Here is a 25,880-nt window from a genome sequence, read left to right on the forward strand (position 1 = left end):
CCTGCTGCTATCGTAAATCCCCTTATAGCTGACTCTTTTCATACCAGCTATCATTTTAAGAGTATATAGTCGGGGTTATAATGTTTGTTCATCTTAGTGTTTTATTGCCGTCGCTAAGTTTGGCACCTTGTACATCAACGAGATATCCCCTCTTCTTTGCAACAAAGGCTGCACGGTAATGTCCCAAACCGAAGCGGATAAAATGGACCTTCAAAGGACATGCGACCCGGCCGACGACACAGACTGCTGGTATTACGAGAGGCCCAAAACCTGACAAAAGACCCCGGGAACATTGATCCTTTGAGCGTATTAGTCCGTATAAATAATACGAGTTATTGTACATAGACCGCGACAGGAACAAGAATCATGAGAGGCCTGGCTTTAATTATGAATTTGGTACTGGCAACCGGAACCATAATTTGGCTCATCAATGAACGTACGATTAACAGTGATGAGGCCCTGCTCGGAGCCTTTCTAATCAGTCTCGCGTACATCAATTTTTCAGCAATAAGATAAGGTGCTCAAATGTCAAAAAATATTACGGGAGGGTGTTTTTGCGGCGAAGTCAGATACGAGATTACAGGTGATCCAGTCCTGCAGCTCTTGTGTTTTTGTAAAGATTGCCTCTCTATTACCGGCACAGATGGGTACGCCGGTTACATGGTCAAAAATTCTGATTTTCAAAAGACATCAGGAAAACCCACGGTACATAAAAAAATCTCAAAAGAAGGTCGAACTGTGAACCGGAATTTTTGCGGTGTTTGCGGCTCTAACCTCTGGGGAGAAACCGAGTTTGGCCTCATCAGCGTGACAGCTGGATCACTGGATGATGCAAATTTATTTCAGCCAACAAAAAAGGTTTTTACCCAGGACACACCCCATTGGGCCAGAATTCCCGATGATCTAGAAGAAATGTAATTCCTCTCTCACTCATCCTTCTTTGCATGGGAAGGATCAATGCCGGATAACCCATCCCCATGGCCTATTTTTCTGGCTATTTACGGGCATCTACGGAGGGAAACTAAATGGTGAGCGTGACGTTAACCGCATCTGTTTGAGCTAATGAATAATGGTTATGCTTCATTTTTCTTTTGAATGGAGCGTTTAATGTCAGCAATTGAGAACGATTTATCGCGAACAGAATTCCATTGGCTTGAGCATGCGCGTTCGTGTGAGTTAAACGGGGTGGGCATGAAAGCTTATGCCGAGGCACACGATCTTGACCTGAAGGATTTTGGCACTTCTCCGCTTTGTTGAGTAGATTTAGGATTTCAAATAGAGCATAGATTGATTATCTGGAATGGATGATTGTCTAATTTTGAGTTTGAAGTATTCGGTATCCTTGATGCCTCTGGCTCGCTTACGGATCATTCCTATACTGACATTACCAGCCTCTATCCTGGCGCTTGTGAGCTTGTGTTTGGCGTAGTTGCAGATGCCCACACAATGTTTCCGTAGGGATTTCGCGAACTTTTTTAGATAGAGCATCTGTGACTGATCTGCTATCAGGCACCAACGTTCCAGTTGCTCCGCCATCGCCTCAAATGAAGCGGCACTCCACAGCAGCTGAAGCTGTTCTTTCAAGACGTAAAGTGCATTCAGGTTGCTATTGCTCTCCAGCAACCTTTGCAGCTTGTCACTTTGTTTTTCACTCAACTTATCCGCATTTTTGAGCAACAGATAATGTGTCCCTTTCATCAACTCTTTACCACTTGGATCGGCCTTTCTGAACTCAAGTCGACGCTGATTATGGATAGCTTTGCTGTAGTTTTTCATGACGTGGAAACGGTCAAATACTATGTCGGCCAACGGCAAGGACTCTCTGACAGCCTTTTGGTAGGCAGGCCCCATATCCATCGCTACGGCCTTTATTTTGCAGGCTGTATCTGGTTGCAGTTGTTTCAAAAACCTTGAAAAAACCTCGGCAGTTCGGCCTGCTTCAACCCAGATCAGATGACCGCCAACCATATCGTAGACCACCGTCATGTAGTCATGACCTTTCGCCCGGGCAACTTCATCTACACCAATATATTCCAAGCCAGTTAGCTCTGCAGGATCAAGCGTAGGGAGAGTTTCAATAAGGTATGCCCTGTCGATATTCTTGACCGTTTCCCATCGTATATCCAAATGTCTGGAAACCGCTTGAATAGACATATGCCGACATAATCCACTGATCAGTCGGCAAAATCGGTGAGTGAAACGGCACCCTTTATCAACAAAATCACACCCCTCAATGCGGCGTTCGCCCTTGTTAATATAAACCTGCGCCAGCTCAATCTCGACCACACAAGGATACCCAAAAAGGGGGATGTCGTTTACTTGTCGGCGGACATGCTGGTTGATGCTTCCCTTCTGGCCTGTAGCAGGGTCTATAGCCCTCCTACGCGCGTCTCGGCTGCAGTGAATGACAATCTTAACACCGCCGTCATCCAGTTTAATTTCATTTACACGTTGCCCTTTGAGGCCTAAAATATGCTGCGAGATGTTGATTGTCATATACCTGCTCTATGTAAAGTTATCAGAAACCATACATATCAACAGGTTACTTGGCGGTCGGCATCTTTTTCTACTCAACAAAGCGGAGAAGAGCCAAATAGAGCATAGATTGATTATCTGGAATGGATGATTGTCTAATTTTGAGTTTGAAGTATTCGGTATCCTTGATGCCTCTGGCTCGCTTACGGATCATTCCTATACTGACATTACCAGCCTCTATCCTGGCGCTTGTGAGCTTGTGTTTGGCGTAGTTGCAGATGCCCACACAATGTTTCCGTAGGGATTTCGCGAACTTTTTTAGATAGAGCATCTGTGACTGATCTGCTATCAGGCACCAACGTTCCAGTTGCTCCGCCATCGCCTCAAATGAAGCGGCACTCCACAGCAGCTGAAGCTGTTCTTTCAAGACGTAAAGTGCATTCAGGTTGCTATTGCTCTCCAGCAACCTTTGCAGCTTGTCACTTTGTTTTTCACTCAACTTATCCGCATTTTTGAGCAACAGATAATGTGTCCCTTTCATCAACTCTTTACCACTTGGATCGGCCTTTCTGAACTCAAGTCGACGCTGATTATGGATAGCTTTGCTGTAGTTTTTCATGACGTGGAAACGGTCAAATACTATGTCGGCCAACGGCAAGGACTCTCTGACAGCCTTTTGGTAGGCAGGCCCCATATCCATCGCTACGGCCTTTATTTTGCAGGCTGTATCTGGTTGCAGTTGTTTCAAAAACCTTGAAAAAACCTCGGCAGTTCGGCCTGCTTCAACCCAGATCAGATGACCGCCAACCATATCGTAGACCACCGTCATGTAGTCATGACCTTTCGCCCGGGCAACTTCATCTACACCAATATATTCCAAGCCAGTTAGCTCTGCAGGATCAAGCGTAGGGAGAGTTTCAATAAGGTATGCCCTGTCGATATTCTTGACCGTTTCCCATCGTATATCCAAATGTCTGGAAACCGCTTGAATAGACATATGCCGACATAATCCACTGATCAGTCGGCAAAATCGGTGAGTGAAACGGCACCCTTTATCAACAAAATCACACCCCTCAATGCGGCGTTCGCCCTTGTTAATATAAACCTGCGCCAGCTCAATCTCGACCACACAAGGATACCCAAAAAGGGGGATGTCGTTTACTTGTCGGCGGACATGCTGGTTGATGCTTCCCTTCTGGCCTGTAGCAGGGTCTATAGCCCTCCTACGCGCGTCTCGGCTGCAGTGAATGACAATCTTAACACCGCCGTCATCCAGTTTAATTTCATTTACACGTTGCCCTTTGAGGCCTAAAATATGCTGCGAGATGTTGATTGTCATATACCTGCTCTATGTAAAGTTATCAGAAACCATACATATCAACAGGTTACTTGGCGGTCGGCATCTTTTTCTACTCAACAAAGCGGAGAAGAGCCAGGATTTTTATCATCAAAAGGGGGAGCTTGTTAAGCGGGGTCTTTTTGTTGTTTCTAGTCGAGATGAAAATTTACACAAGATTGTAAATGGTTCAGCTGATGGCCCAGGCTTATTGTATTGTCAGGTTTGCCTTCGTAACGGGCTAGAAGTCAAATGGCCTGTTTCGGGGAGAACATCGGATTTAACATCTATTGTAGATGCACTTGAAGGTCTGTGATGCGGCGGCCTTCAGATGCTTTGCCCGTCATTTATCTTTGCGCAAATCCCGTTGATTTTCGTCGCGGCATAAATGGTTTGTCGATGCTTGTTGACGACATCCTCAGCCTTGATCCATTCTCTGGCTACCTCTTTGTTTTTTCTAATCGTCTAAGCAACAAGGTCAAGTTACTTTACTGGGAGAAAAACGGATTTTGTTTGTGGCAAAAGAGCCTTGAAAAAGATCGGTTTCATTGGCCACGACACTTGAGCAAAGGAGCCCGTATAGAGCTCAGTGGTCGCCAATTGAACTGGTTGCTGGATGGTGTTGACCTCCGTCATGTGAAAGAGCATAAGCCTGTAAATTATTCGGAGATATATTAAATATTTACAGCACTTTATACTGTTTTGAAGAGTATAAATTTGGTATACTTCGGCTATGTCAAAAGCGCCCATTTCTTTCCCTGAAAGCCTTGAAGAATCACGTATTTTAATAGGTGGTCTTCATGCGCGTATTGATATTCTTGAAGAGCAAAACAGATTATTGCGTCATCAGCAGTTTGCCGCTTCCAGTGAGAAGACATCCCCGCAAGAGCAAGGTCTCTTGTTTGATGAAGCAGAGGAAGCGGCTGAGGACGACACAGGGGCAGAAGACGATGATAAAGAGATCAAAGTTCCAGCTCATACCCGTAAAAGGGGTGGACGCCGCTCTTTGTCAAAAGACTTGCCCCGTGTGCGGATTGAACACGATATCCCCGAAGAAGAAAAGATTTGCGCTTGCGGATGTGGTCTTATGGCCAGAATTGGGGAAGAAGTCACCGAACAATTGGATATAATTCCGGCTAAAATGCAGGTTCTTCAGCATGTGCGTTTCAAATACGCCTGTAAATCATGCGAAGAAGGCGTAACAATCGCGCCCTTGCCACCACAGCCCATCCCCAAAAGCATCGCTTCTGCTGGACTTCTTGCTTATGTGGTAACGGGAAAGTATGTGGATGGCCTGCCTCTCTATCGTATGGTACCTGTTCTGAACCGCTCCGGTGTGGAGTTTAACCGTACATTACTCTCGCGGTGGGTGATCAAATGTGGTGATCTTGTTCAGCCCCTGATTAATCTGTTTACCGACCATCTCCTAAACTACGATATCATTGCCATGGATGAGACTGGCGTTCAGGTCTTGAAAGAACCTGGGAAAAAACCTCAAAGCAAATCCTACATGTGGGGGCAAAAAGGAGGCCCTCCGGACCAGCCAGTGATCCTGTTCCACTACGATCCCTCCAGGGCGGAGGATGTGGCAAGGCGATTGTTGGAAGGTTACACTGGGTATCTTGTTAGTGATGGATATCAGGTCTATCTGAATGTGACATCCGACAGCACAATCATCGGCGTCGGATGCATGGCTCACGCCCGGCGTAAGTTCAATGATGTCATCAAGGCACGGAAGAAGTCCAAAAGGCGAAAACCCGGCCTTGCCGATCATGCCATGGAGGCCATCAGAGCTTTGTACCGCATTGAAAAGCTCGCAAAAAACATGAGCGATAACGAACGTCGGCTATTACGCAAGGAAAAGGCCAAACCAATCCTTAAAGACTTGAGAGAGTGGATTACCAAGGTCAAATCGTCGGTGCCGCCGACATCGTTACTTGGCAAGGCTTTGCACTACATTGATAAGCAGTGGCCTCGGCTCATTCGCTACCTTGATGATGGCCGCTTGCCAATTGATAACAATGAAATGGAGCGCGTAATTAAGCCGTTTGTAATAGGAAGGAAAAATTGGCTGTTCTCAAAATCCCAAAATGGTGCCAAGGCCAGTGCAAATCTTTACTCTATCGTCGAGACCGCCAAGGCTAACGGGATCGAGCCATATTCATATCTTCGACACATTTTTACCCAATTACCTAAAGCAAAAACCGTCGAAGACTTTGAAGCTCTGCTGCCCTGGAACGTCAACAGAAACAACGTAACACCTTACATCATGCAAAAATAGGTGCGGTTAACGTCACGCTCACACTAAATGGATATAATTTTAAAAAACCTCGACCTAACTGCTCGTTTCACACTATTAGTACTCACCGTTTTCTTTGTTCTCTATGAATTGCTTTGGATTGTTTTATATCATTCATATAAGAGAGATAAGAAACTGTATGTCCGTAAGAAAGACGCTTATACCTCTGAGTACTTTGATTTCGGAGGAGGTAAAATGTTGACATATTCGGAGCGAAAAGTACGGCTTTCTGAAATCAAAGCAGCCTTAGAGACTGATCATGGTCATAAATTTGAAATGCGCAAAAGTTGGCGCTTCACTGATAACAAATATACTATTCACAAAATCGATGACGAATCTTTTGACCTCTTAAGTACGAAGTTTTTTTTATAACACATGAGCATGACGAATTCCCCCAATAAATCCCTCCCCTTAGCCTACCTTCTCTGGCTGTTCACTGGCATCTTCGGTGGGCACCGATGGTACTTGGGATATAAGAAAAGCGGATATTTTTTGTTCATCACCATATTTATTATTAATTTTTTGTTCTATCTGATGAGCATTCAGCAGCCAGTAATGATGAATGCAATTTACTCTCTTTTTGACGTTCAAGATATTATCAATTCCTTCACCCATTATGAAGGTGTGTTTTCAAGCTATTCTCGTACCTTTAGCTATTTTTTTGTGAATTCATGGATAATTGGTTTTTGGGTTGGTATTTTACTTCTAATTCATGACTTCTTCTGGATAAAAAATTTAACTGACCATCGTAAAGTAGGTTTTGATTAACAATAGCTTGAAGAGTTCGATTAGGTGCAAATGCGAACGCCCCCTGAAAACAATGCTATTTTAAAAATTTCCCTTAATATTATACTTTGAAATTCCATAGGTTTCTCCTAGAGTAATAACCCCAATTGTCACTTCAACTGATGGAGTAGCAAGCTTGCCGCCTGAAGATTTCGCAATATATATAATATTGTACCAATCTCTTCCTTTTTCACTGCCCAAATACTCATAATGACTATAAGCGCCTTCTGAAAGAGATCCAAAAGAAGATCGAAACTTTGCTCCCAGTTGAATTAAATCATTGAAATCTAATTGAGGTTTAATGAAAGGGTCAAAACTATTATAAAGACCTTGATAATTTTCTGAGTTAATTGCCTCTTCAAAATTATCGTATAGGCCTGAAATAACTTTATCATTGAATATTTCAGGAAGGGTTTCACTTGCATCTATAGTGACACTATTTTGATTCACAACCTTAGTAGCAATCCAACCCGTTCCAACCAAGTTAACAAGAAGCAATACTGTGATAATGCAAAGGAGTAGGCGTACGGTTTTTGATGAATTATCGGACATTTATAGACACAACCAATACATGAAATTTACAATACAGCCCCAATTAACTTAAATATGATTATCTATCAACCCTAACTTCCCGGCTCATGGTCCGAGATGCGGTTACCATATCTGCTGACTCTCAATCAAAATACATCATACAGCTCCATCCTCAAACGTCGCGAAGTTCGTCTTCTTTACCTCATCCTCATTATATTGAGTTACTCTGAAGTGTTCAGCGACAATAACCTTGGCCGGTTGCGACAACCACCTTGGCCGGTGGATCTGATCATTAAAAAGGGCGTGCCCGTTTGATAATCAGATCCACCGGCCAAGGCTTAATTTGGTGTTAGTTACAAGCTGCTGTGAGTTGATAAATTAGGAACCTCTAGATGTAATTGGAGGAACCTGTTTGCCGTATAAATTTATCACAGATGAACAACTGAGACTTTACATGACAGATAGAAAAACTCATGGTCAACGAACCGCCGCTGCCCGCGCAGGGTTTAGCGAACGCACGGCCCGCCGATTTGACGTTGATGCGACTTTACCGTCACAACGCAATATAAAGCGAGGGCGAACAGTTTCTGATCCGCTTGAAGATATCTGGGATAAGGACATCCTTCCCATTTTGGATAAAGACAACTCGGTCAAACCCATTACTTTGTTGCGCCACATACAGAGCCTCTATCCGCTCCGTTTTCCCGATGACCGTGTCAAGCGCACGTTAGAGCGCCGAGTTCGGGGATGGCGGGCTCTGAATGGCCCTGAAAAGGATATCATTTTCAGGCAAACACCTGAGCCGGGTTACATGGGCCAATCAGATTTCACGGATGCAGCCGACTTAAGTATTACCATTGCAGGAGATCCTTTGGTGCATCGGCTCTATCATTTTGTTCTGGTATATAGCCGATGGGAACATGTTGGGGTCGTACTTGGCGGTGAGAGTTTTACAGCCCTTGCGGAGAACTTACAAAATGCGCTTTGGTCCTTGGGGGGCGCTCCTGAAAACCACCGGACCGACAGCCTGTCTGCGGCCTTTCGGAATTTGAGCGTTGAGGAAAAGGAGGACATTACCAAACGTTATTCTGCTTTTGTTGAGCACTACGGTATGGAGGCCAGTCGAAATAACAGAGGGGAATCACACGAGAACGGTGCCATTGAATCTCACCACGGTCACCTTAAGACTGCGATAAAGCAGGCCCTGATTTTGCGTGGCAGTAATGACTTTGACACTTTGGATGAGTATCGGCGATTTTTGGACGAGCTGATTGCTAGACGGAACAAACATCGTGACCAAGATATCCAAACAGAGTTGAAATCTCTCAAGGCGTTACCTCCTCGGCGAACAACAGATTACACTGAAGTCGTGTCGAGAGTTACCAAAACAAGTGGTTTTTTAGTTAAGCAGGTTTTTTATAGCGCCCCTTCTCGCCTAATTGGTCAACGCTTGCGTGTCCATATTTACGATAACCGGATAGAAGCCTATCTAGGCAGCACTCATGTCGTCAGCCATTCTCGTGAGCGGGGGCACGGCAAAGGCCCCCGCATTCATGTTATCAATTATCATCACGTCATTCATGCTCTCAAACGTAAACCTCAGGCACTCGCCAATTCTATTTATCGTGACAGTATTTTTCCAAGAACCGAGTACTCCCTGGCCTGGACATTGTTTCAGAAAAAGTTGTCCCGCAGAGATGCGTGTCGTCAGATGGTTGGGATACTTTTCCTTGCGCACGAAGAGGCTTGTGAGGCCGAAGTCGCGCACCTGATTTCGAGAGAAATCAATGCAGGAAGGCTACCTTGCGCAAAAAAACTTAAGCTGAATATCACAAAAAAGAACACGGATTTACCTCCTGATATTCCCGTGGTTCAACCTTCATTATCAGTCTTTGATACTCTGTTGGAGGATCGGGCATGACAAACATTGAAGTGGATCAGCACAAGCTGCCTCTTATGCTAACTGACTTACGATTACCCAGCTTTCACAAACACTGGCAAGATATCGCAATCCAATCCGACAAGGAGGGCTGGTCAGCAGCCAGGTTCCTTGCCGTTTTGGCCGAATATGAATTGGCCGAAAGGGACACGCGACGCATTCAACGCCATCTCAACGCATCAAACCTGCTGGGCGGAAAAACTCTGGCCACTTTTAACTTCAAGCGGCTGCCTAACGTGAAAAAGGCGCAGGTCGAAGCCTTGTCTGCCGGTGACTGGATTGACGCAAGAGCAAATCTGATTGCCATTGGAAATTCAGGGGGAGGAAAAACTCATCTCCTATGCGCCGTAGGTTATGCTCTTATAGAGGCTGGATACCGTGTGCTCTATACGCAAACCAGTGATCTGGTGCAAAAACTCCAGGCTGCCAGACGTGAACTTATGCTCGAAAACGCCCTCGCAAAACTCGATAAATTTGATCTCATCATTCTCGATGATATTACCTATGCACAAAGGGATATATCTGAAACATCCGTGCTCTTTGAATTGATCGCCAGACGATATGAGTACCGAAGTATTGCAATTGCTGCCAATCAACCTTTTAGCGGATGGGACAATATTTTTCAAGATAAGGCCATGACCGTTGCAGCAATCGATCGTCTTGTTCACCACTCAACCATTCTTGAGATGAATATCGACAGCTACAGACAATGGGAAGCCGCCCAAAATCTCAAAAAAATGTTGCGGAAAACCACAAACAAAAAGGTGAAAAATATGCCTGAAGCATCGTAAATAAACGTCAGATCACAGCCGCATCAAAAGCGGCCAAGGTGGTTGACGCAACCGGACAAAGTGGTTGACGCTCTACACTGAAGACCGACACCTTGCCACGAGGACATAAATTAGGGCGTTGGAACCTGATTATCACAAACAAGTGCTTACATAAAAAACGATATTTTCACAACGATAAGAGGAACAGAACTCCCCACACTAAACCCATGAATTTATTCATGAACTATCGCCAGGTTGCTCGCAGTTTTGACCTTACATAATTGCTATAATCGAGTAAGGTCTAGGAAGAACTCTTTTGATGAGATGCCCCACTTGAGTTTACAGGGATGCAGAGAGAGCAATTGATTGAGCAAAAATAATTCTGATCCCCTATCCTATTCGCCATCCTTTCCGGCAAAAATTGTCGGCTGTGCAATTGCCCTATCAATTTTGATGATCTCCTGGATGGCCTGGGTTATTTTTGATGCTTCTCGTTTTGCAGAGCTGACCAAGAGCAAGTTTCTCACCCTGGAGCATCTGCACGGCGAAATACTTCACTACGATGAAGTCCTGACCATGTCTGCAAGAATGGCGGCAGCCACAGGTGACAAATCCTGGATAGAACGCTATTTGCACTATGAGCCTCTGCTTGACGATGCGATTAAACAAGTTATCAACCTCTCGCAAAGCAACACCATGGTTGAAGCCGTGCAGGCCACCGATGTTGCCAATGCCAAGCTTGTCACCATGGAGCGACAATCGTTTCAGTTGCTTGAACAAGGACGCATGCAGGAGGCACAAAGCCTTCTTTCCAGCGAGACCTACACCCAGCAAAAATCCGTTTATGCCAAGGGAATGGCCAACCTATTAAACCTTCTTAATCATATTATCGACCAACACATCCTGGATCAACGATACCAGAACACCGTATCAATCGGCCTCGTATTATTGCTTATCGGCATGACGGTTATAACCTGGATCGCCGTTTACAGATCGGTCATTCAATGGCGGGGCGCCCTGACACAAAGTATTGCTAAACGCATCGAAGCCGAAGCGGCGTTGAGCAAGTCCCACAACGAATTGGAGCAAAGGGTTAAGGAGCGGACAGCTGATCTCAAAGAAGAGATCAATGAGCGCGAACAGATAGAAAAAGCGCTGAAGAAAAGCGAAATCCGCTTTAGGGATTTTGCCGCATCCACTTCGGATTGGTTATGGGAGATGGATAAAGATCTGCGTTTTACCTATTTTTCAGAACGCAACAAACAAATTACTGGTTTCGAGCCATCGATTTATATTGGCAAGACCCGACAAGAAGTTGCGGTTGGCAAAACCACCGACGAGAACTGGTTACGACACTTTGAAGATCTGGATAATCACGTCCAGTTTCGCGATTTCCAGTACAATCTCACCCGTCAGGACAACACCAAACTGACAATCAGCATCAGTGGTAAACCCGTGTTCGACAAGGCCGGTAACTTTGCAGGTTATCGCGGTACAGGATCGGACATTACCACTCAAAGACTGACCGAGGATGCCCGCGATGCCGCCTATAACGAAGCGGAGCAGGCCAATAAAACCAAGTCAAAGTTCCTGGCGACAATGAGCCACGAGTTCCGTACTCCGCTCAATGCCATCCTCGGTTTCAGCGATGTGATGCGAACTCAGTATTTCGGCCCGCTGGGTTCCGAAAGTTATATCGAATACGCCAACGACATTCACATCAGCGGGGAACACATGCTCGATCTGGTGAACGATGTTCTGGATATCGCAGCTATTGAGGCCGGAAAACGCAAATTTGTCAAAGAACCCTGCGCGATCGGAGATTTGCTCAAAGGCTGCCTTAGAAATGTTGAACAGGCAGCCCATAAAAATGAACTCGAGTTGTCGGCTGATATCCCAGAAGACTTACCCGTTATTCAAGCTGACATCAGGTCAGTCCGGCAGATTTTCCTGAACCTGCTGTCCAATGCAATAAAATTCACCCCTAGCAAGGGCAGCATTTTCGTTTCGGCCATGACGACAGAGCAAGAGATGATCGTCAGGATTAAAGACACCGGCATTGGTATTCCGGCTGACAAACTGCCTGAAATCACGCAGCCCTTTTCCCAGCTCCATTGCAATCCGCACACCACCCAGGTTGGCACCGGATTAGGTCTTTCTATCGTGGAGACACTCGTTAATACACATAACGGCACATTAAAGCTTGAGAGTGAGATCAAAAAAGGCACTACAGTAACGGTTACTCTGCCCCTCTCCCATACGAAAGTTACCCCCGCCAAAGACTAAAGGCAGGAAATAAAGGATTGTCCTGATATAGCAGGGTTATCCGCTCACTTTCTTTGGGATCAGGAGCACCAGAAAATTGGCAATCAACAGTGCCACGCCTAGGAAGTAAAACGCCGAGATCAATCCGTAACGATCCGCCAGCGCTCCGCCGATAATCGGGGCAAAGACGGTCATCGCGGATTGCACCCCGAACAGAACTGATGTTGCGGTGCCGCCCATATGAGGCGGGGTCATGTCCATAAGCCAGCTATGGACCACGGGCCGGATGGCAAAGAGGCCAAATCCGAGCACAGAAATTCCGGCGACAAAGACGGTCGGATTGTCGATCAGAGTTATCAGAAGCAACATCACGGTGGTCAAGCCAAGCCCACCAACGATCAAGGGACGACGACCAACCTTATCCGACCAGATCCCGGCCAACGGCGCTGCGATAAGTCCAGAAGCTTGAAAGGCAAACAACGCCAGCGCCATTTGAAACGGCGGCAATTCCATCTCATTAGCCAGATAGAGCGGCAGAAAAACCAACAAGCCCATTTGGGCCATGTTGCGAAAACCGGACATACAGCACAGCACCATCACGGCCCGGTTTTTCAACAACGCACCGACCCCGCTGAGATAATCCTTTAAACCAATAGAAGGGGCCGCATCGTGGGCGTCGACTTTTGCCCCTTTGCGCCCTGTCCTGCCGACAAAACAAAGCAACAGCACTACAACCACTAGCGGCACCACGACACTAGCTTCCATGGTCGTGCGCCAACTCAGCGCCGCCAAGACTGGTGCCATCACCACCGGGGCCACCGCATCACCGAGATTGGCACCGAGCGCATGGATGGAGAGCACAAATCCCCGTCTCTCAGGATAACGGATAGACAGATAGGATATCGCCGCAGGGTGCCACAGATTATTGGACGCCCCGATAAAGACCATGCAGATGACGAGAACAAAAAACAGGCTGGCATTGCCCATAAGGAAAATCGCCACCGCCCCAATCAAAAGTGAGACCACCTGCCACAACACCCGGCGCCCGGTCATATCCACCACCGGACCACTGATAAAGTTGGCCCCAAAAGACGCCACAGAAAAGATCGACGCAAACAACCCTGCTTCGACATAACTCAGGCCGAGATCTCGAGCCATAAAAGGCAGCAAAAAATAAAATGTCGCGATCACCCAATGGGTCGCGCCATGCCCGAGCCCCACGAGATAGATCGGTGTGTCTTGTTTAACTTGCGATAGGGCCGCAGTAATATTGCTCGGTGGCTTACTCAAGGTGTTTTCCCTAACTTAATGCGTGGGTCTAAAGATCAAGATTTGGGAACTCTATTCTCGGTACAATTCTATATAGAGCTTTAATTGGTCTGGACTTTATAGAGAGTCCGACAAGTTCACCAATATTTAAATCTGCTTGGTTAGGATAGGTGGCTCATGGATGAAAGCAATCAGCCCTGAAAGGGCATAAATGACATGGCTCTACTCCGTAAGCTTTTCAGTTCTCCACCCCTTAAGACTATCGGTTTATGTGTCTGCTTGATCCTCGCTCAAATTCCGATGGGCTCATTTACGTCGAGTATTTCAGCTGAACCGATTGATATTCTAATGGTCTTATGGCGCGGAGAAACTGACGCCGAAAGAGGATTTCGAGACAAATTAAAACAAACGGGCACGGATGCGCGGATCACAATTTATAATGCAGGTCAAGACAGGCAGGCTTTAGCAACAGCCTTACGAACCGGGGAACTCAAGATACATAACTTTGATTACATCTATACATTCGGCACCACCGTTTCCCACGTGGTTAAAACCAATATCAAAAACAAAGTACCGCAAATATTTTGTGTCGCATTTGACCCTGTAAAATCAAAATTGGTCAACAGCTTAAACGGGTCAGGTGACAATATTACAGGCGTCAGCAGCCGCATCCCAATTCGCAAAAGTGTGGAAATGGCGACCTCGATATTTCAGATAAAACATCTCGCCGTTTTGTTTAATCCACGCGAGCAAAATTCCTTTATTCAGGTAGATGAACTCATTTCCTTAGGCAAACAAATCGGCATTCAGGTAACCCCCATCAGAGTGGTACCGAAAGATGCGTTTCTGGATCAGGTCTTAAACCAATTGAGCATAAATGCCCGCCACTTCGATACTGTACTCATTCCTGGGGATTCTTATCTAAAAAGCCAGGCAGCCAAGGCCATGGCAGTTTTACGAAAAACCAATCTTAAAATTATCGCCAATAACGTCGATTATATCCGCGAAGGCGCTTTAATTGGTTTGGTTGCTGATTTTTATACCATCGGGCAAAACTGTGGCGACATGTTATTGAGCGTTCAAGCTGGCGAAAATATCGCCCAGATGCCGATCGGCTCTATCCTGCTTCCAGATATAATGATGAACCAGGATACAATCCATAGATTGAATGTTGAGATCCCTGCTGAAATCATACAAACAATCCACTTCATCACCTCAGAGACCGATGGTAGTTCTTGAAGTCTGTCTGTAGACTGGGTTTGGTATTTGAAACAATGAGCTCGTGTTTCCCAGTTATTATGAGAAACAAAAATCTCTAACTTATCATTAGCGAAAAAACATCCACCAAAAGTAGAAAATTCTTTAAGTGAAGAATAACAACCACCATATTTGAATTTACAAAAAACTTTATGCTCTTGAAATTGCTTAGTGAGGGGAAGATTGAATACGTTTTTTAGTTATATATTTAAGCTCGTATATGAGCAATTGTATCGGGCAAATATCAGTAAATATATTGTGGGTTTATTCTTAACATTTACCCTCCTAATCTCGGTGTCACTTTGGTACATGAAGTTTCACAATTATTACAATCATCCCATATTTGATCCACTACCAAGCGAAATCTTAGTTCCCGCACCAATCCCCAAAAGCACCATTCGCCTTAAAGATGGTTCATACTTCACCCTTGAAGAGTAACAAATATCTCATTGCCCCAATCAACAGAGAAACACCTGATGTCAAAGTTGTTAAAGTGAAAACTGTATCAGGAAGATCCCGGATACAATCGCGGTTGAAGCGATAATTTTTTGTATCCCCAAACCTTCTTTGAAGAAAAATATGCCAATCAATGTTGCGAACAGAATACAGGACTCTCGAAGGGCAGAAACCGACCCGAGATTGGCAAAGGTCATGGCCCACAAAACAATTCCATACCCCGCCGCTGCATTAAAGCCGCCAATAAGTCCTCGACGATATGATGCCTTCAGAAAAGACTTAAACTCCGGACGGTGGAATAGGGTTGTGTACAAAGGAAAAGGCATATTTTCCAGTACCGTAAACCAAATGATATAAGAGAACAGGTCTTTGCTTTCGCGGATGCCCATACCGTCTGCCAGGGTATAGAGGGCAATGCAAAGCCCGGAAAACAAGCTGAAAATTATCGTCCTGCGATGACCGCCAAACTTCACTGCCATCACAGAGATAATACCCAGAGATATAAAGCCTATCCCCAGGAGGTTTAGGACTGAGACCTCCTCCCCCAAAAAGAAAACTGCAAGCAGGGTAACGGCTAAGGGTGGAAGCCCTCTGACCAGCGGATAAACCCGACTGAATTCGCCCAGCTCATATGCCTTGATCAGAAATATTCGATAGAGAATGTTTAAGACAACTGATATCGCCAAATAAGGCCAGACCTGGGCCTCCGGGAAAGAAGCAAAAGGCAATAACACCAGCCCAACCAGCATGGCCATGCCATCAATCATCGATAAGATGTAAAGCTTGTTACCATCAAACTTGACCACCGCATTCCAGACCGCATGCATCAACGCAGCCCCCAGAAGTATGAGAACAAGGCTGAACTGGGACATTAAACGCCCCCAATTTGGGAAGAGATAACGGTGATGATCTGAGTTCTAGAAACCATGGCTGAATAACCAATTCTGAGAGAAGATCTCTAGAATATGTCTCGGATCGAGACATAAGTATAATTGTTAAAATTAATTTCAGGCATAATTACAGGCTATAATGAAATTGTTAAAGCGCCTTACAATTACCGCCTTATCCAAGATGAATTGTAACCCAACCCTTTGCCGATAATCCTTAAGGCCTCTCCATCAAAAAGGATATCCAAATGGTTCAGGCGAACGACCACGCAGAAAAGCTATACGGCAAACCCAAACCAAGATTCGAACCACAAATCAGTATTGAATCAAGACCCGTCGATAACGTTAGAAAGAAAGGGCATCTATATCTCGTGTACAGAGACGAAAATGGTAAAAAATGGGCATTATCTGGGAGACATGAAAATTATCATAAAACAGGGATTTCGAGTAACTGGTTCCATTCCAATATTATCGCAGAGATATTACCTCAAGAAGAGTCTATCGACAGATTAAATAATGACACTCCAGAAGATCGATATTCAGCGGTAATAATCAAAGGAGATAAGGCACTTACCACATGGGAAGAAATGGCTAAAACTGTCACTAAGATCAACAAAGCTAAAATTGACTACGACATGGAGGGTTCAAATAGTAATTCTGTTATAAGTCTTGCCTTAAGCCAAGGCGGGTTTGATCCACTCAAAGTAATACCCGAAAGAAAAGACATGTGGGAGGATTTTACAGGGAACTTCCCCGGAGTAGGTGATTTAGTTATTGATGAAAATGGAAATGTTAGAGAGAAAACATCTTTGAATTATGAAAAATCTCAAAAAAAACTCAGAAAATCCGATCCCAACGGATTGGTAGGGATACCAACACTTTAGACACTAATTGGCTAATTCAGTTTCGCATACTACTGAAATACATCAAGGTTAGACCCCCTCCACAATTAAAAAATGGGATCGAGGTTCTAAGAAGCCCCAGGAACCTCGATTTTTGGCTCGCGTTTCAAGTCTTTGAAGATGAAGGATTAAAAAAATGAAGCAGCCATAAAAGTCCCATCGTTTTAAATTCAATGAGAGACAAGAAAAAAGAACTTTGGCTTTGCACCGGAAAACACTCCTACGAAATAACCCTGCACCATAAAAAGCGACCTCCAGCCCAAATCGAATGCAGGGGGACTGGAGGCCGCTCTTTTCAGGGGTATCTTGAGATCGAAACCAGATACCCCTTAGAAATTCAAACGTACTAGATGTTAACCAGAGGCGTTATTTTCCACTGATTTTCTTCTCAGCGCTTTTGATCACAGAACCCAGAACCTTACGGGTTTTCATCGAACTCACGGCTGATTTCAGCACCCTGTTTGAGCCCCTTTCATCACCTGCACTCGACAGAGCTGTGGCCAGTTGGTCCAGCATGCCGTAATAGCGGATGTGGCCAAGAGTATCGGCCGCGTTATCCGGATCGTTGACCAAGGCCGCGATCTGGGATTTTGAACCCTGATCGATTTTGGCTTTGATCGACGTAATGCCGAGATCAACCTTGTCCGCCGCTCCGTTCAAGACCTTGAAATCGCGCAGCATCGGTGCACTCAGGGCCAGATCCGCATGACGTGCGGCTGGGTTCTTTGCACAACGAGCGACTACATCACGCAGCACATCGTTGGCTTGATCCAACGAAGGCGCCCCAGCAAAAGACAGCGCGCGGCCCACATCTTCAGTGAAGTAATCCGGTGCGAGACGGCTTTCCTCTTTTGACACGGGTGGGTTCACAAAGATCTTGAGCACGTTAGAGCTGACAATTTCCCCATCGATATCAACAACCGCCTGAACGTTATAGAAGCCCGGCTCATCAATGGTCCAGCCATCGGTGGATGCACTGATCAGATGGGACCCATAAATCGCATCGCCTGGATTGAGGGTTTCGGCTTTAGTCTCGTGACAATGACTGGAAAGCGCCCGCCACTTACGGGTTTTGCCTTCTTTGCGTTGCACGAACAAGGCGATATGACGTCCGTCTTCCAGGAGATCATGATCAACTTCGAGGGCTTGATCTGTTTTATTGCTCAACTTGAGCTCAAGAGAAACAGGTTCCAGGAACTGGTAGCTGTTTTCAGATCTGTTTGGCCTGATCTCAAGATTAAAGTTGCCCTCAGTAGTGTGGCTATGCTGCTCGTCTTGTTCCAGGTTGTGGTTATGGAACCAGTCTTCGTTACCCATCTGCACAAAGCGGCGCGGCGCATGGCGCATAAAGGTCAGTTCCTCATCCATAAAGCGGAAGCGGAAATCCGAGAAGAAAGCATTTTCCCCACCCGCAACCCGGAAGGGGTAGCTCATAAAGGTCCGCGCTTCATTGTTATTGGCAAGAGGTATCCAGGGATCGCCACCGTTATGGCTCAAGGATTTCTGCCAGGAATGGGCAAGGTTAAAGGCGTGCCCCATTTCATGCACTGCGGTCCAGAACACCATGCGCTGACGCCAGGCCGCCGCATTGGGATCTCCTGCGGGGGCGTCTTGGATAAAGCTGTCGGTAAAGATCGCCGTTCCCTGTCGATGGTTGGCACCGATATCATCAAACATGACACCCCCGAGGCCACGGCCCTGATCATGTCGTTTGGCAAACAACACCCAGAGCGCCCATTGCGGACGGTTCTGGAACCGCGACCAATAGGTCACCATGGCGTTGTGCATCTCGGCATCACTCCAGGTACTATTGCCCCCCGCACCCGAGGTCGGAATAACCGAGGTATTGGGCGACATGGAAACCCCAAAGCCCGCGCGCTCATAAACGGTTTGCAGTGAAATATTTTCTGCAGGCAGGTTTGCCGGACGGTTGTGGTGAGAGCCGATATCATAGGTCGTGGTTGGCGCGGCGGCGTTAGAGACCCGATCAACCTCGAACTCGACCTCATCAAAATGCTGGCTGTCGAAATTAAGGTTGTAGCTCCGACGGCTACCCCCTGCTGTAATCAAGGTGAGTTTGAAGTCACCATAACCAAAGCCAACACCGCGTGCGGCCTCAAATATCACCCGATCACCCTGGATCAGACTGGAATTGCCATCGCGGTAGGTAATATTGCCTTCCACCCGGCGCTTATTCCACCCCAGACAGCGATCATTCGTCACCTCTGCTATGGCGTGTGCAGAAGAGAAGGGAAAACGGCGATTGACCTCAATAGAGATCCGGTTTTGAGGGAAGAAACGATCCACATCAACTCGGACCTTTATACTGATCAAAGGCAAGGGAATAAAAGGTCCAGCAGGTCTGGCCGGACGTGCGGGTACAGACGGCACCGGGAGCGGAAATCGGTGTGGTAAGGGTTGCGGAAGGGGACGAATGGGGGTGGGCCTGAAGGGCGAAGAATAACTATAGGTTCCACTGACCGCGGAACAAAAATTCAACGGTGGTCGCCAACCTGGAATACGTCCTGGTACCCTACCTGGTAAACGCCCGGGAATTCTGGGTCGCGGATCTGGCAAAGGATTAGGGAAAGGACCGGGCAAGGGGCCGGGCAAGGGACCTCCGGGTACAGGGGTCAGAGCCTCGAGGTCGGGATCGGCGTCTTCAAGATCCGGGTCCAATTGCCCTTCTTCGTCGGCGTAAATCCCGTCGAGATAATCCGGATGTTCTTCGTCGTGCAGCAGGACAACATCATGCGCCAAATTATCGGTATCCAAATCAATCTGCTTGCCTTGTGATTTTTTCTTGAGTGTTGAATCTGGTGTTTTAGTCCCGGAAGCAGGGGTTTTAACAGCCATTGCATTTCTCCTTTAAAACAGTGTTCGTTTTAAAAAGGAGGTCCTGAATTCAAAGGTAACCGGGGGCTTTATGCGTTGATTGAAATACCAGCTTTCCATCTTGAATATTAATCAAGATATACTCTGGCTCGGTCATTCCAATTCCACTATCAGCCGCCCTTACACAGCTTATCTGGCCAAGTTATGCAATCGCAATCTGCACTTCGCGTTTGGCTTCATCATTCGAAAGCATAAGCTTTTCAATATGAGCCAGTCCGGTTTGCATCCGGGTTCGCAGGCGCATTCGTGCCACAACCCGACCGCCAACGAGAATTTCAATATCCTCGCCGTCAAAACCTTCTTGAAAGTGCAGTTCAAGCACCATGAGTTCTTCCTTCAAGATATATCCCCCATAAATATATCCTGTTTGAATCAATCTTATGTTCCCGCTTCTTTGTGCACTTGCCTTAAATTTTTAAAATTTAGACACCAAAGAACCGTTCAACCGATGCTGAAGTATTCCCGTAACAAGTAAATTGAAAATTAGCGACCATACCTTTTGGACGATCCCTATTCATCAACAACCTAATCGCAAGCAAAGGAGTTAGGAAACGATTACGTCATGCCTCAGATAGAGCTTTACCTGTTTGCTCTCAGAAACCTCTTACTCATTAAGATGGCCTCCCAATGCCATCGACAAGCAGTAAAACACACCCCTGAAGGCTCCTGTTGTGAATAAACAGTGAATAAGACTTTCACGGTTTTGAGAATGTAAGAACAGTTTTTTTTAATATCCTGAATTATAATAAAGTTCTTTGATTTTTAACCAACACTTCTCACAGCGATAATTTAGATATGACAAATTACGACGGTAAGAAGCATGAAACGTTTAGGAATAATTTCTTGAAAATAGCAAAACTCGTCCAAATATATCACCTGCAAAATACTTCATTCATAAACCGTGAACGTCACAAGGTGTTTAATGAACGCGATACAAAGTAGTATTTATAATTTTGTGTTCTATATATTTGAATTTTTTGGTGTTGCGAACATCACCAGCATATTTATTACTGTCGTTATCTTAATATTTTTTGTTGTAAAAATTTTCTTCGCCTTTATGAAAATTTATGATGATTGGCGCTAGTCGCTCACCCTCACATTTTGAAAAAAATGTTACGTACGCGGTTAAAGCCGTTGGCGATTTGGAGTTGTAAATTTTAAATTAAGAATGCTATTTTAAGATCGCTCTTAGCATCGTCGGCGGGTAAGATTTTGCAAGGGGATCAGCAGGAACGTGTCTACATGTAAAGGGATTTCCGCCGTCTTTCCTGCACCAAAATACTCCAATCGTGATAGACCGTTACTCCGCATTCTCGTCCAACAGTATTATCAAATATTGCATTCAATTACTTGAAGTCATTTGGGTTTCCCTAGTTCTGGTCTCCCTTTCCCCACGCCCAAAAGCTGCTGCCCCGGCGATAACCACCAGCGCAAGCAGGACGAAGAGACCGAAGGAAAAGCGCAGTGAGGATACTTCGGCAATAAAACCGACCATGGGCGGGCCCAGCAGAAGGCCGCCGTAGCCAAAGGTCGCGACCGAGGCAATAGCTACACCGGGGCTGAGCTGCTTGCTGTTGGCCGCGCGGGAAAACACCAGGGGAAAGACGATGGAATAACCCACACCCATAAGAGCAAGCCCCAGATAGGTCATGGAAAGGGTTGTGGCTGTGGCGGTAAGGGTGCTGCCAATCAGAGCTGCCGTACCGCAGAACCTCAGGGTGTTGACCGGGCCAAAGCGGGTGATCAGGCGATCGCCGGCAAAGCGCATGGCGACCATGGTTACGGAGAAAACCGTAAAGCCCAGTGCGGCTTGGCCTTCGCTGGCGTTAATGACTGACCTCAGAAATACCGCGGACCAATCGGCCATGGCACCCTCGCCCACCGAACAGGAAAAGGCGACAAAGGCTACCACCAAAAGAGCACCGCGGGGTAAGGCCAGTCGCGGTCCTTTTGGTTTATCCGCTCCACTTTGCTCAAGGGGATTGGTGCTCTTCCAGGGCACATTGGCGAACCAAATCAGGGGCGCGAGCAGCAAAGCGAAGAAGGCGAACTGGTGGCTGTAGCTGATCGCTTCCCAGGCCGCGATGGCCCCAACGCCCGCGCCGATACCAGCACCGAGCGAAAACAGCGCGTGAAAGCTCGACATGATGGATCGACCATACCAGCGCTCGACCTCGGCCGCCCAACCGTTCATGGCCACATCCATGGCCCCATGCCCCGCGCCAAAGAGAAAAATAGAGCACGCCAGCAAAGGTATGGAAGGGCTATAGCCGATCATCACCAACGCCGGACAATAGATCAGCGCACAGACAAGAGTGACCGCCTTGGGACCGAACCGATCCGACAAACTTCCCGAGATTGGAAAAGCCGCAATCGCCCCGCCCGCCAAGAGTAAAAGCAACAGACCGAGATCCCCCGGAGAGAGATCAAAGTTCTGCTGGAGTGAGGGAATGCGCGCCGCCCACGCCCCATAAAGCGCGCCATTGAGAATAAACATCGCCGCCACCGCCCATCTGGGAGAGCGCAGTTTGAGTTTTTGTTTATCTGATATGACACACCTCAAGATCTGGATTTTTTTGGGGTAATTTCTGGAACTATTTCATAGTGCTGAGTAGATGCCGTAAAAGCAACAAAGTAGAAAGAGTATTTTGAACTCACTTGCGAGTTGCTCAATTTCCAAATGAGGCCCTTTTAGTTTATAATACTAACAGCCATTTATTGGATCGCTCACTCATAAGGAGACGAGGCTGATGGCAGAGAAAAAAATCAAAAAACCTCCGGGTGTCAAAACTGATGCCTTTCGACAGCACATCATTGATGAAGCTCTATCCTTTGCCGACAATCACGGCTGGAGCCAGTCAACGCTTGGGCCTCTTGCAGATCATATGGGGGTAGAGGTCAATGACATCCGGGCACATTTCCCCGATGCCAATGCCATCGCCAATGCCTGGTTCACGCGTGCTCAGGATGCCATGCTCGGTAAAAAGCCAGGTGGCTTTGATACCCTTCCCGTTCGCGAACGCATCAACCTGATTATGTTGCGCTGGTTTGATGCCTTGGCCCCGCACAGAGAAGTTGCCGCACAAATATTCTGTGCCAAGGTGCATTACCCTCATATTCATCATTGGGCGCCGGCGATATTTTTACTGTCGCGAACCATACAGCTGTTGCGCGATGCTGCCGGTCTTCATGCCAGAGGGCGCAGAGCGCAGATTGAAGAGATAGGCCTCACCGCCCTCTTCCTAGCCACTTTGCGGGGCTGGTGTCGGGATGACAGCCCAGATCAGGAACGTACCCGGAGAAATCTGGACCGCAGATTGCAACAGATCGACCGCAACATACTCAAGCTCTATTCCTGCGCAAAGGTTTGAGCTTCATTTAAATCTCAACTTCGAGCAAAAATAAATTTACCCGCCGAAACGTATTATTAATCCTAATGCCAAATACTATATGGGCCGAGAGCTTTGGGGGCTTTTGCAATAGGTTTGTAATAAACGTTGACCAAAAATAGCCCGGCCCAGAATTTAGTTACTCAGCTACGTTTTCTTTTCGTAGGCAATGACCCCGATTGTGCCAATGATTTCAAAGCTGCTTTGGAAAGATCTGGATCAGCTCTTGAACATTTAAAAAAATGTTCACTAGAAATAGCGGATAACGGATCTACTGCCTTCTCCCTTTGTACTGAAAATGACTATGATCTTGTCATAATTGACTGTCACCTGCCTGATATGTCCGGGAGTGTTATTGCGCGCACCCTTTTGGTAAAAACACCCGAATGTCCTTTATTGATGACGGCACGTAAAGGCTATGAACACTTGGCATTTGACGCTCTGTCGCATGAAGTAACGGATTATCTCATACGCGATGAAAGCCAAAGCTATCTATTGCATGCCCCTATTCTCATAAGCAAACTTCTTACCCGAGCCAGTAATAAACTACGGCGCATTAAAGCTGTAAAAGCAAAATTAAAAGCGCGTAAGGCGGTCCCCAAAAACATCAAAACCAACGTCTCAGAACAAGACAGTGAACAAAGTAAGGGAAGAAAAACGCCCTCCATGGGGCGAAAAGAACTGGCCGCACGTTCCAAACTTTTTGAATTGTCCTTAAATTCAATCAATCAGGGCTTTATTGTCTGGGATAAAGAGGAGCGTATGGTGGTTTGCAACAATCGCTTTTGTGAACTGTTTGATATTCCACAAGCCGCGATCAAGCCTGGTACAGAAATGATAGAGATCATTCGCTATCTCGCAGAATCAGGCCTCTACGGTAAGGGTAATCCCGAAGATCTTGCCCAAAAAAGATACTTCGAAATTGTGACCGAAGGGATCGTGCCAGAACAACAACAAACAACCAATAACGGGCGCATTCTTCATGTATTACAGCATGAGGCGGCGGGCCTGGGGCGGATAACAACATTTACTGATATTACAGACATTCGAAAGGGTGAAAGAACCGCCGCCCTGCTGCAAGAGGCAATGGAGACTTTTTCTGACAGCATCATTTTATACGACCAGGATGAAAAGGTAATCTTTACCAACGCGCGCTATCACGAAGTTTACCCGTACTCGCCACCAAAAGATGAAATTGTCGGGTATTTAATGAAGGATATTTTACGGCGCACACTTGACGTTGGCCAGGTAGATCATCCCCTGGCCAAAAAGGATCCCGATGCCTGGCTGGCAATGCGGTTGGCGGAACGGCGGGAGAACATAGAAACTCAGGGGGAAATCCATCATGCCTCTGGCTTATCCTATTTCTACAAGACTAGAAAATCGACAAACGGCGGCCACATCCATGTGCAAACAGATATCACGGAACGCAAACAAGACGAGGAAAAGCTGCTCAGACGTGAAGAACAACTGATTATACAGATAGAAGAGCTAAGAACCAAAGACGAGCGTATGGAAGTACAGGCTGCTGAACTGGTTTACCTGGCCGAAGACCTTTCGGTGACTCACAGTGAGCTTGAGCGATTGATCGAACAAAAAGATAAATTTTTCTCCATCATTGCCCACGATCTCAAGGGGCCGTTCAATGCCCTGCTCGGTTTTTCCCGTTTGATCTCTGACAAGGAAACAAATCTTACCCCTGATAAAGTTATTGAGTACGGGACATACGTTCACGAATCAGCCGAGCAGGTTTATAAGTTACTGGAAAACCTTCTAGAGTGGTCTCTTTTACAAATGGGGCGGATGGAATTTGTACCCGGCACCGTTGATTTGGACGAGATCGTACTTACCAACATTTCCCTGTTTAAACCTGTTGCCGCTAAAAAATTTATTCACCTGCACAGTACGCATCTATCTCCCTCAACAGATGATAAGGCAGGGCCTCGTTCTTTGGTACGTGCTGATGTCCACATGATAGATACGATCGTACGTAACCTGATTAACAATGCGATCAAATTTACCCCCGAAAAAGGAGAAGTCACAGTTAGCATCAGGCCGGGAGATAATGAGGTCGAACTTGAAGTCGCCGATACAGGGATTGGTATCTCGGATAAGGTCGCCGCCAGCCTGTTCAGATTAGATGTAAACACCTCAAACCTTGGTACCAGCGGGGAAACCGGGACTGGCCTCGGGCTTCATTTATGCAAAGACCTGATTGAACGCCAAGGTGGCAAAATTCAGGTCGCAAGTATTGAAGGTCAGGGATCAAAATTCACCATTACCCTGCCACGCTATCGGAAGGAGGAATAGGAAGAACAGTGAGAACAGATCAACGGCAAAACTCTAAGGTTCTAACTCTTCCGTAGTTTAAGTCGAAAGTGCCATTTGGTATTTTCACAAAAAAATGAATTATCGAAACCTAAA

At 46.3% G+C, this 25,880-nt stretch carries 22 protein-coding genes and 1 pseudogene; 15 read left to right on the top strand and 8 right to left on the bottom strand.

What is annotated here, in order from left to right; genetic code table 11:
* The first annotated feature begins 525 nt into the window (after positions 1-525).
* Both ACOGW3_RS22655 and ACOGW3_RS22660 read left to right on the top strand, forming a co-directional pair.
* Entirely contained in the window at positions 526-918 is a 393-nt protein-coding gene (locus ACOGW3_RS22655; protein ID WP_419905025.1) for a GFA family protein, read from the top strand.
* 189 nt (positions 919-1,107) lie between these two features.
* A complete protein-coding gene (locus ACOGW3_RS22660) occupies positions 1,108-1,257 on the top strand; it encodes a hypothetical protein (protein WP_419905026.1) in 150 nt (49 codons plus the stop codon).
* Between the two features lie 6 nt (positions 1,258-1,263).
* Here the strand turns inward: ACOGW3_RS22660 and ACOGW3_RS22665 are convergent, their stop codons facing one another.
* Positions 1,264-2,496: an ISL3 family transposase gene (locus ACOGW3_RS22665; protein WP_419901077.1), complete on the bottom strand. Its 1,233-nt coding sequence runs from the start codon at positions 2,494-2,496 to the stop codon at positions 1,264-1,266.
* On the opposite strand from ACOGW3_RS22665, the gene ACOGW3_RS22670 reads away from it, so the two are divergent.
* Entirely contained in the window at positions 2,483-2,626 is a 144-nt protein-coding gene (locus ACOGW3_RS22670; RefSeq protein WP_419904612.1) for a hypothetical protein, read from the top strand. The two genes, ACOGW3_RS22665 and ACOGW3_RS22670, sit on opposite strands and share 14 nt — an antisense overlap.
* Here the strand turns inward: ACOGW3_RS22670 and ACOGW3_RS22675 are convergent.
* Positions 2,567-3,814, bottom strand: a complete 1,248-nt coding sequence (locus tag ACOGW3_RS22675; RefSeq protein ID WP_419902967.1) for an ISL3 family transposase — start codon at positions 3,812-3,814, stop codon at positions 2,567-2,569. The two genes, ACOGW3_RS22670 and ACOGW3_RS22675, sit on opposite strands and share 60 nt — an antisense overlap.
* Here ACOGW3_RS22675 and ACOGW3_RS22680 point away from each other — a divergent pair.
* From ACOGW3_RS22680 to ACOGW3_RS22700, 5 genes and pseudogenes are all read left to right on the top strand, one after another.
* Positions 3,801-4,127, top strand: coding sequence for a hypothetical protein (locus ACOGW3_RS22680; protein ID WP_419905027.1), 327 nt, complete (start codon positions 3,801-3,803; stop codon positions 4,125-4,127). The genes ACOGW3_RS22675 and ACOGW3_RS22680 overlap by 14 nt on opposite strands.
* On the top strand, positions 4,127-4,489 hold the full coding sequence (gene tnpB / locus ACOGW3_RS22685) for an IS66 family insertion sequence element accessory protein TnpB (protein ID WP_419901111.1): 363 nt from the start codon (positions 4,127-4,129) through the stop codon (positions 4,487-4,489). The genes ACOGW3_RS22680 and tnpB overlap by 1 nt, the downstream gene beginning before the upstream one ends.
* A 55-nt stretch (positions 4,490-4,544) precedes the next feature.
* Entirely contained in the window at positions 4,545-6,092 is a 1,548-nt protein-coding gene (tnpC, locus tag ACOGW3_RS22690) for an IS66 family transposase (RefSeq protein WP_419901110.1), read from the top strand.
* A 399-nt stretch (positions 6,093-6,491) separates the two neighbouring features.
* Positions 6,492-6,635 (top strand): annotated as a pseudogene (locus ACOGW3_RS22695) (NINE protein); the annotation flags it as partial.
* Between the two features lie 9 nt (positions 6,636-6,644).
* Entirely contained in the window at positions 6,645-6,878 is a 234-nt protein-coding gene (locus ACOGW3_RS22700; RefSeq protein ID WP_419906018.1) for a hypothetical protein, read from the top strand.
* A 60-nt stretch (positions 6,879-6,938) separates the two neighbouring features.
* Here the strand turns inward: ACOGW3_RS22700 and ACOGW3_RS22705 are convergent, their stop codons facing one another.
* Positions 6,939-7,448 (bottom strand): hypothetical protein, encoded by a 510-nt coding sequence (locus ACOGW3_RS22705; protein WP_419905028.1) that lies wholly within the window; start codon positions 7,446-7,448, stop codon positions 6,939-6,941.
* A 391-nt stretch (positions 7,449-7,839) separates the two neighbouring features.
* Between ACOGW3_RS22705 and istA the strand changes: the two genes are divergently transcribed.
* From istA to ACOGW3_RS22720, 3 genes are all read left to right on the top strand, one after another.
* Positions 7,840-9,348, top strand: a complete 1,509-nt coding sequence (istA, locus tag ACOGW3_RS22710) for an IS21 family transposase (RefSeq protein ID WP_419901087.1) — start codon at positions 7,840-7,842, stop codon at positions 9,346-9,348.
* Positions 9,345-10,157 carry an IS21-like element helper ATPase IstB gene (istB, locus tag ACOGW3_RS22715; RefSeq protein ID WP_419901088.1) on the top strand — a complete coding sequence of 271 codons (813 nt, stop codon included), beginning with the start codon at positions 9,345-9,347 and terminating at the stop codon, positions 10,155-10,157. Before istA ends, istB begins: the two co-directional genes overlap by 4 nt.
* Positions 10,158-10,502: 345 nt before the next feature.
* Positions 10,503-12,422 carry an ATP-binding protein gene (locus tag ACOGW3_RS22720; RefSeq protein ID WP_419905029.1) on the top strand — a complete coding sequence of 640 codons (1,920 nt, stop codon included), beginning with the start codon at positions 10,503-10,505 and terminating at the stop codon, positions 12,420-12,422.
* Between the two features lie 36 nt (positions 12,423-12,458).
* Here ACOGW3_RS22720 and ACOGW3_RS22725 read toward each other — a convergent pair whose 3' ends face one another.
* On the bottom strand, positions 12,459-13,691 hold the full coding sequence (locus ACOGW3_RS22725) for an MFS transporter (protein ID WP_419905030.1): 1,233 nt from the start codon (positions 13,689-13,691) through the stop codon (positions 12,459-12,461).
* 195 nt (positions 13,692-13,886) lie between these two features.
* On the opposite strand from ACOGW3_RS22725, the gene ACOGW3_RS22730 reads away from it, so the two are divergent.
* The gene (locus ACOGW3_RS22730) at positions 13,887-14,909 is read left to right on the top strand and encodes an ABC transporter substrate-binding protein (RefSeq protein ID WP_419905031.1); all 1,023 of its coding nucleotides are present in this window, start codon (positions 13,887-13,889) and stop codon (positions 14,907-14,909) included.
* 506 nt (positions 14,910-15,415) lie between these two features.
* Here the strand turns inward: ACOGW3_RS22730 and ACOGW3_RS22735 are convergent.
* Positions 15,416-16,255 carry an EamA family transporter gene (locus ACOGW3_RS22735; RefSeq protein WP_419905032.1) on the bottom strand — a complete coding sequence of 280 codons (840 nt, stop codon included), beginning with the start codon at positions 16,253-16,255 and terminating at the stop codon, positions 15,416-15,418.
* Positions 16,256-16,518: 263 nt separating this feature from the next.
* On the opposite strand from ACOGW3_RS22735, the gene ACOGW3_RS22740 reads away from it, so the two are divergent.
* Positions 16,519-17,154 carry a hypothetical protein gene (locus ACOGW3_RS22740; RefSeq protein WP_419905033.1) on the top strand — a complete coding sequence of 212 codons (636 nt, stop codon included), beginning with the start codon at positions 16,519-16,521 and terminating at the stop codon, positions 17,152-17,154.
* Positions 17,155-17,538: 384 nt separating this feature from the next.
* Here the strand turns inward: ACOGW3_RS22740 and ACOGW3_RS22745 are convergent, their stop codons facing one another.
* From ACOGW3_RS22745 to ACOGW3_RS22755, 3 genes are all read right to left on the bottom strand, one after another.
* The gene (locus ACOGW3_RS22745) at positions 17,539-20,028 is read right to left on the bottom strand and encodes a hypothetical protein (protein WP_419905034.1); all 2,490 of its coding nucleotides are present in this window, start codon (positions 20,026-20,028) and stop codon (positions 17,539-17,541) included.
* A 181-nt stretch (positions 20,029-20,209) separates the two neighbouring features.
* Complete coding sequence (locus ACOGW3_RS22750; RefSeq protein WP_419905035.1) at positions 20,210-20,407, bottom strand: hypothetical protein; 198 nt, start codon at positions 20,405-20,407, stop codon at positions 20,210-20,212.
* 1,002 nt (positions 20,408-21,409) lie between these two features.
* Positions 21,410-22,564, bottom strand: a complete 1,155-nt coding sequence (locus ACOGW3_RS22755) for an MFS transporter (RefSeq protein WP_419905036.1) — start codon at positions 22,562-22,564, stop codon at positions 21,410-21,412.
* Between the two features lie 253 nt (positions 22,565-22,817).
* Between ACOGW3_RS22755 and ACOGW3_RS22760 the strand changes: the two genes are divergently transcribed.
* Together ACOGW3_RS22760 and ACOGW3_RS22765 are read left to right on the top strand one after the other, a co-directional pair.
* Positions 22,818-23,438, top strand: a complete 621-nt coding sequence (locus tag ACOGW3_RS22760; protein WP_419905037.1) for a hypothetical protein — start codon at positions 22,818-22,820, stop codon at positions 23,436-23,438.
* A 126-nt stretch (positions 23,439-23,564) separates the two neighbouring features.
* The gene (locus ACOGW3_RS22765) at positions 23,565-25,766 is read left to right on the top strand and encodes a PAS-domain containing protein (protein ID WP_419905038.1); all 2,202 of its coding nucleotides are present in this window, start codon (positions 23,565-23,567) and stop codon (positions 25,764-25,766) included.
* Positions 25,767-25,880 lie beyond the last annotated feature (114 nt).

The organism is Kiloniella sp. (assembly GCF_965205715.1).
Classification (GTDB): Bacteria; Pseudomonadota; Alphaproteobacteria; order Kiloniellales; family Kiloniellaceae; genus Kiloniella.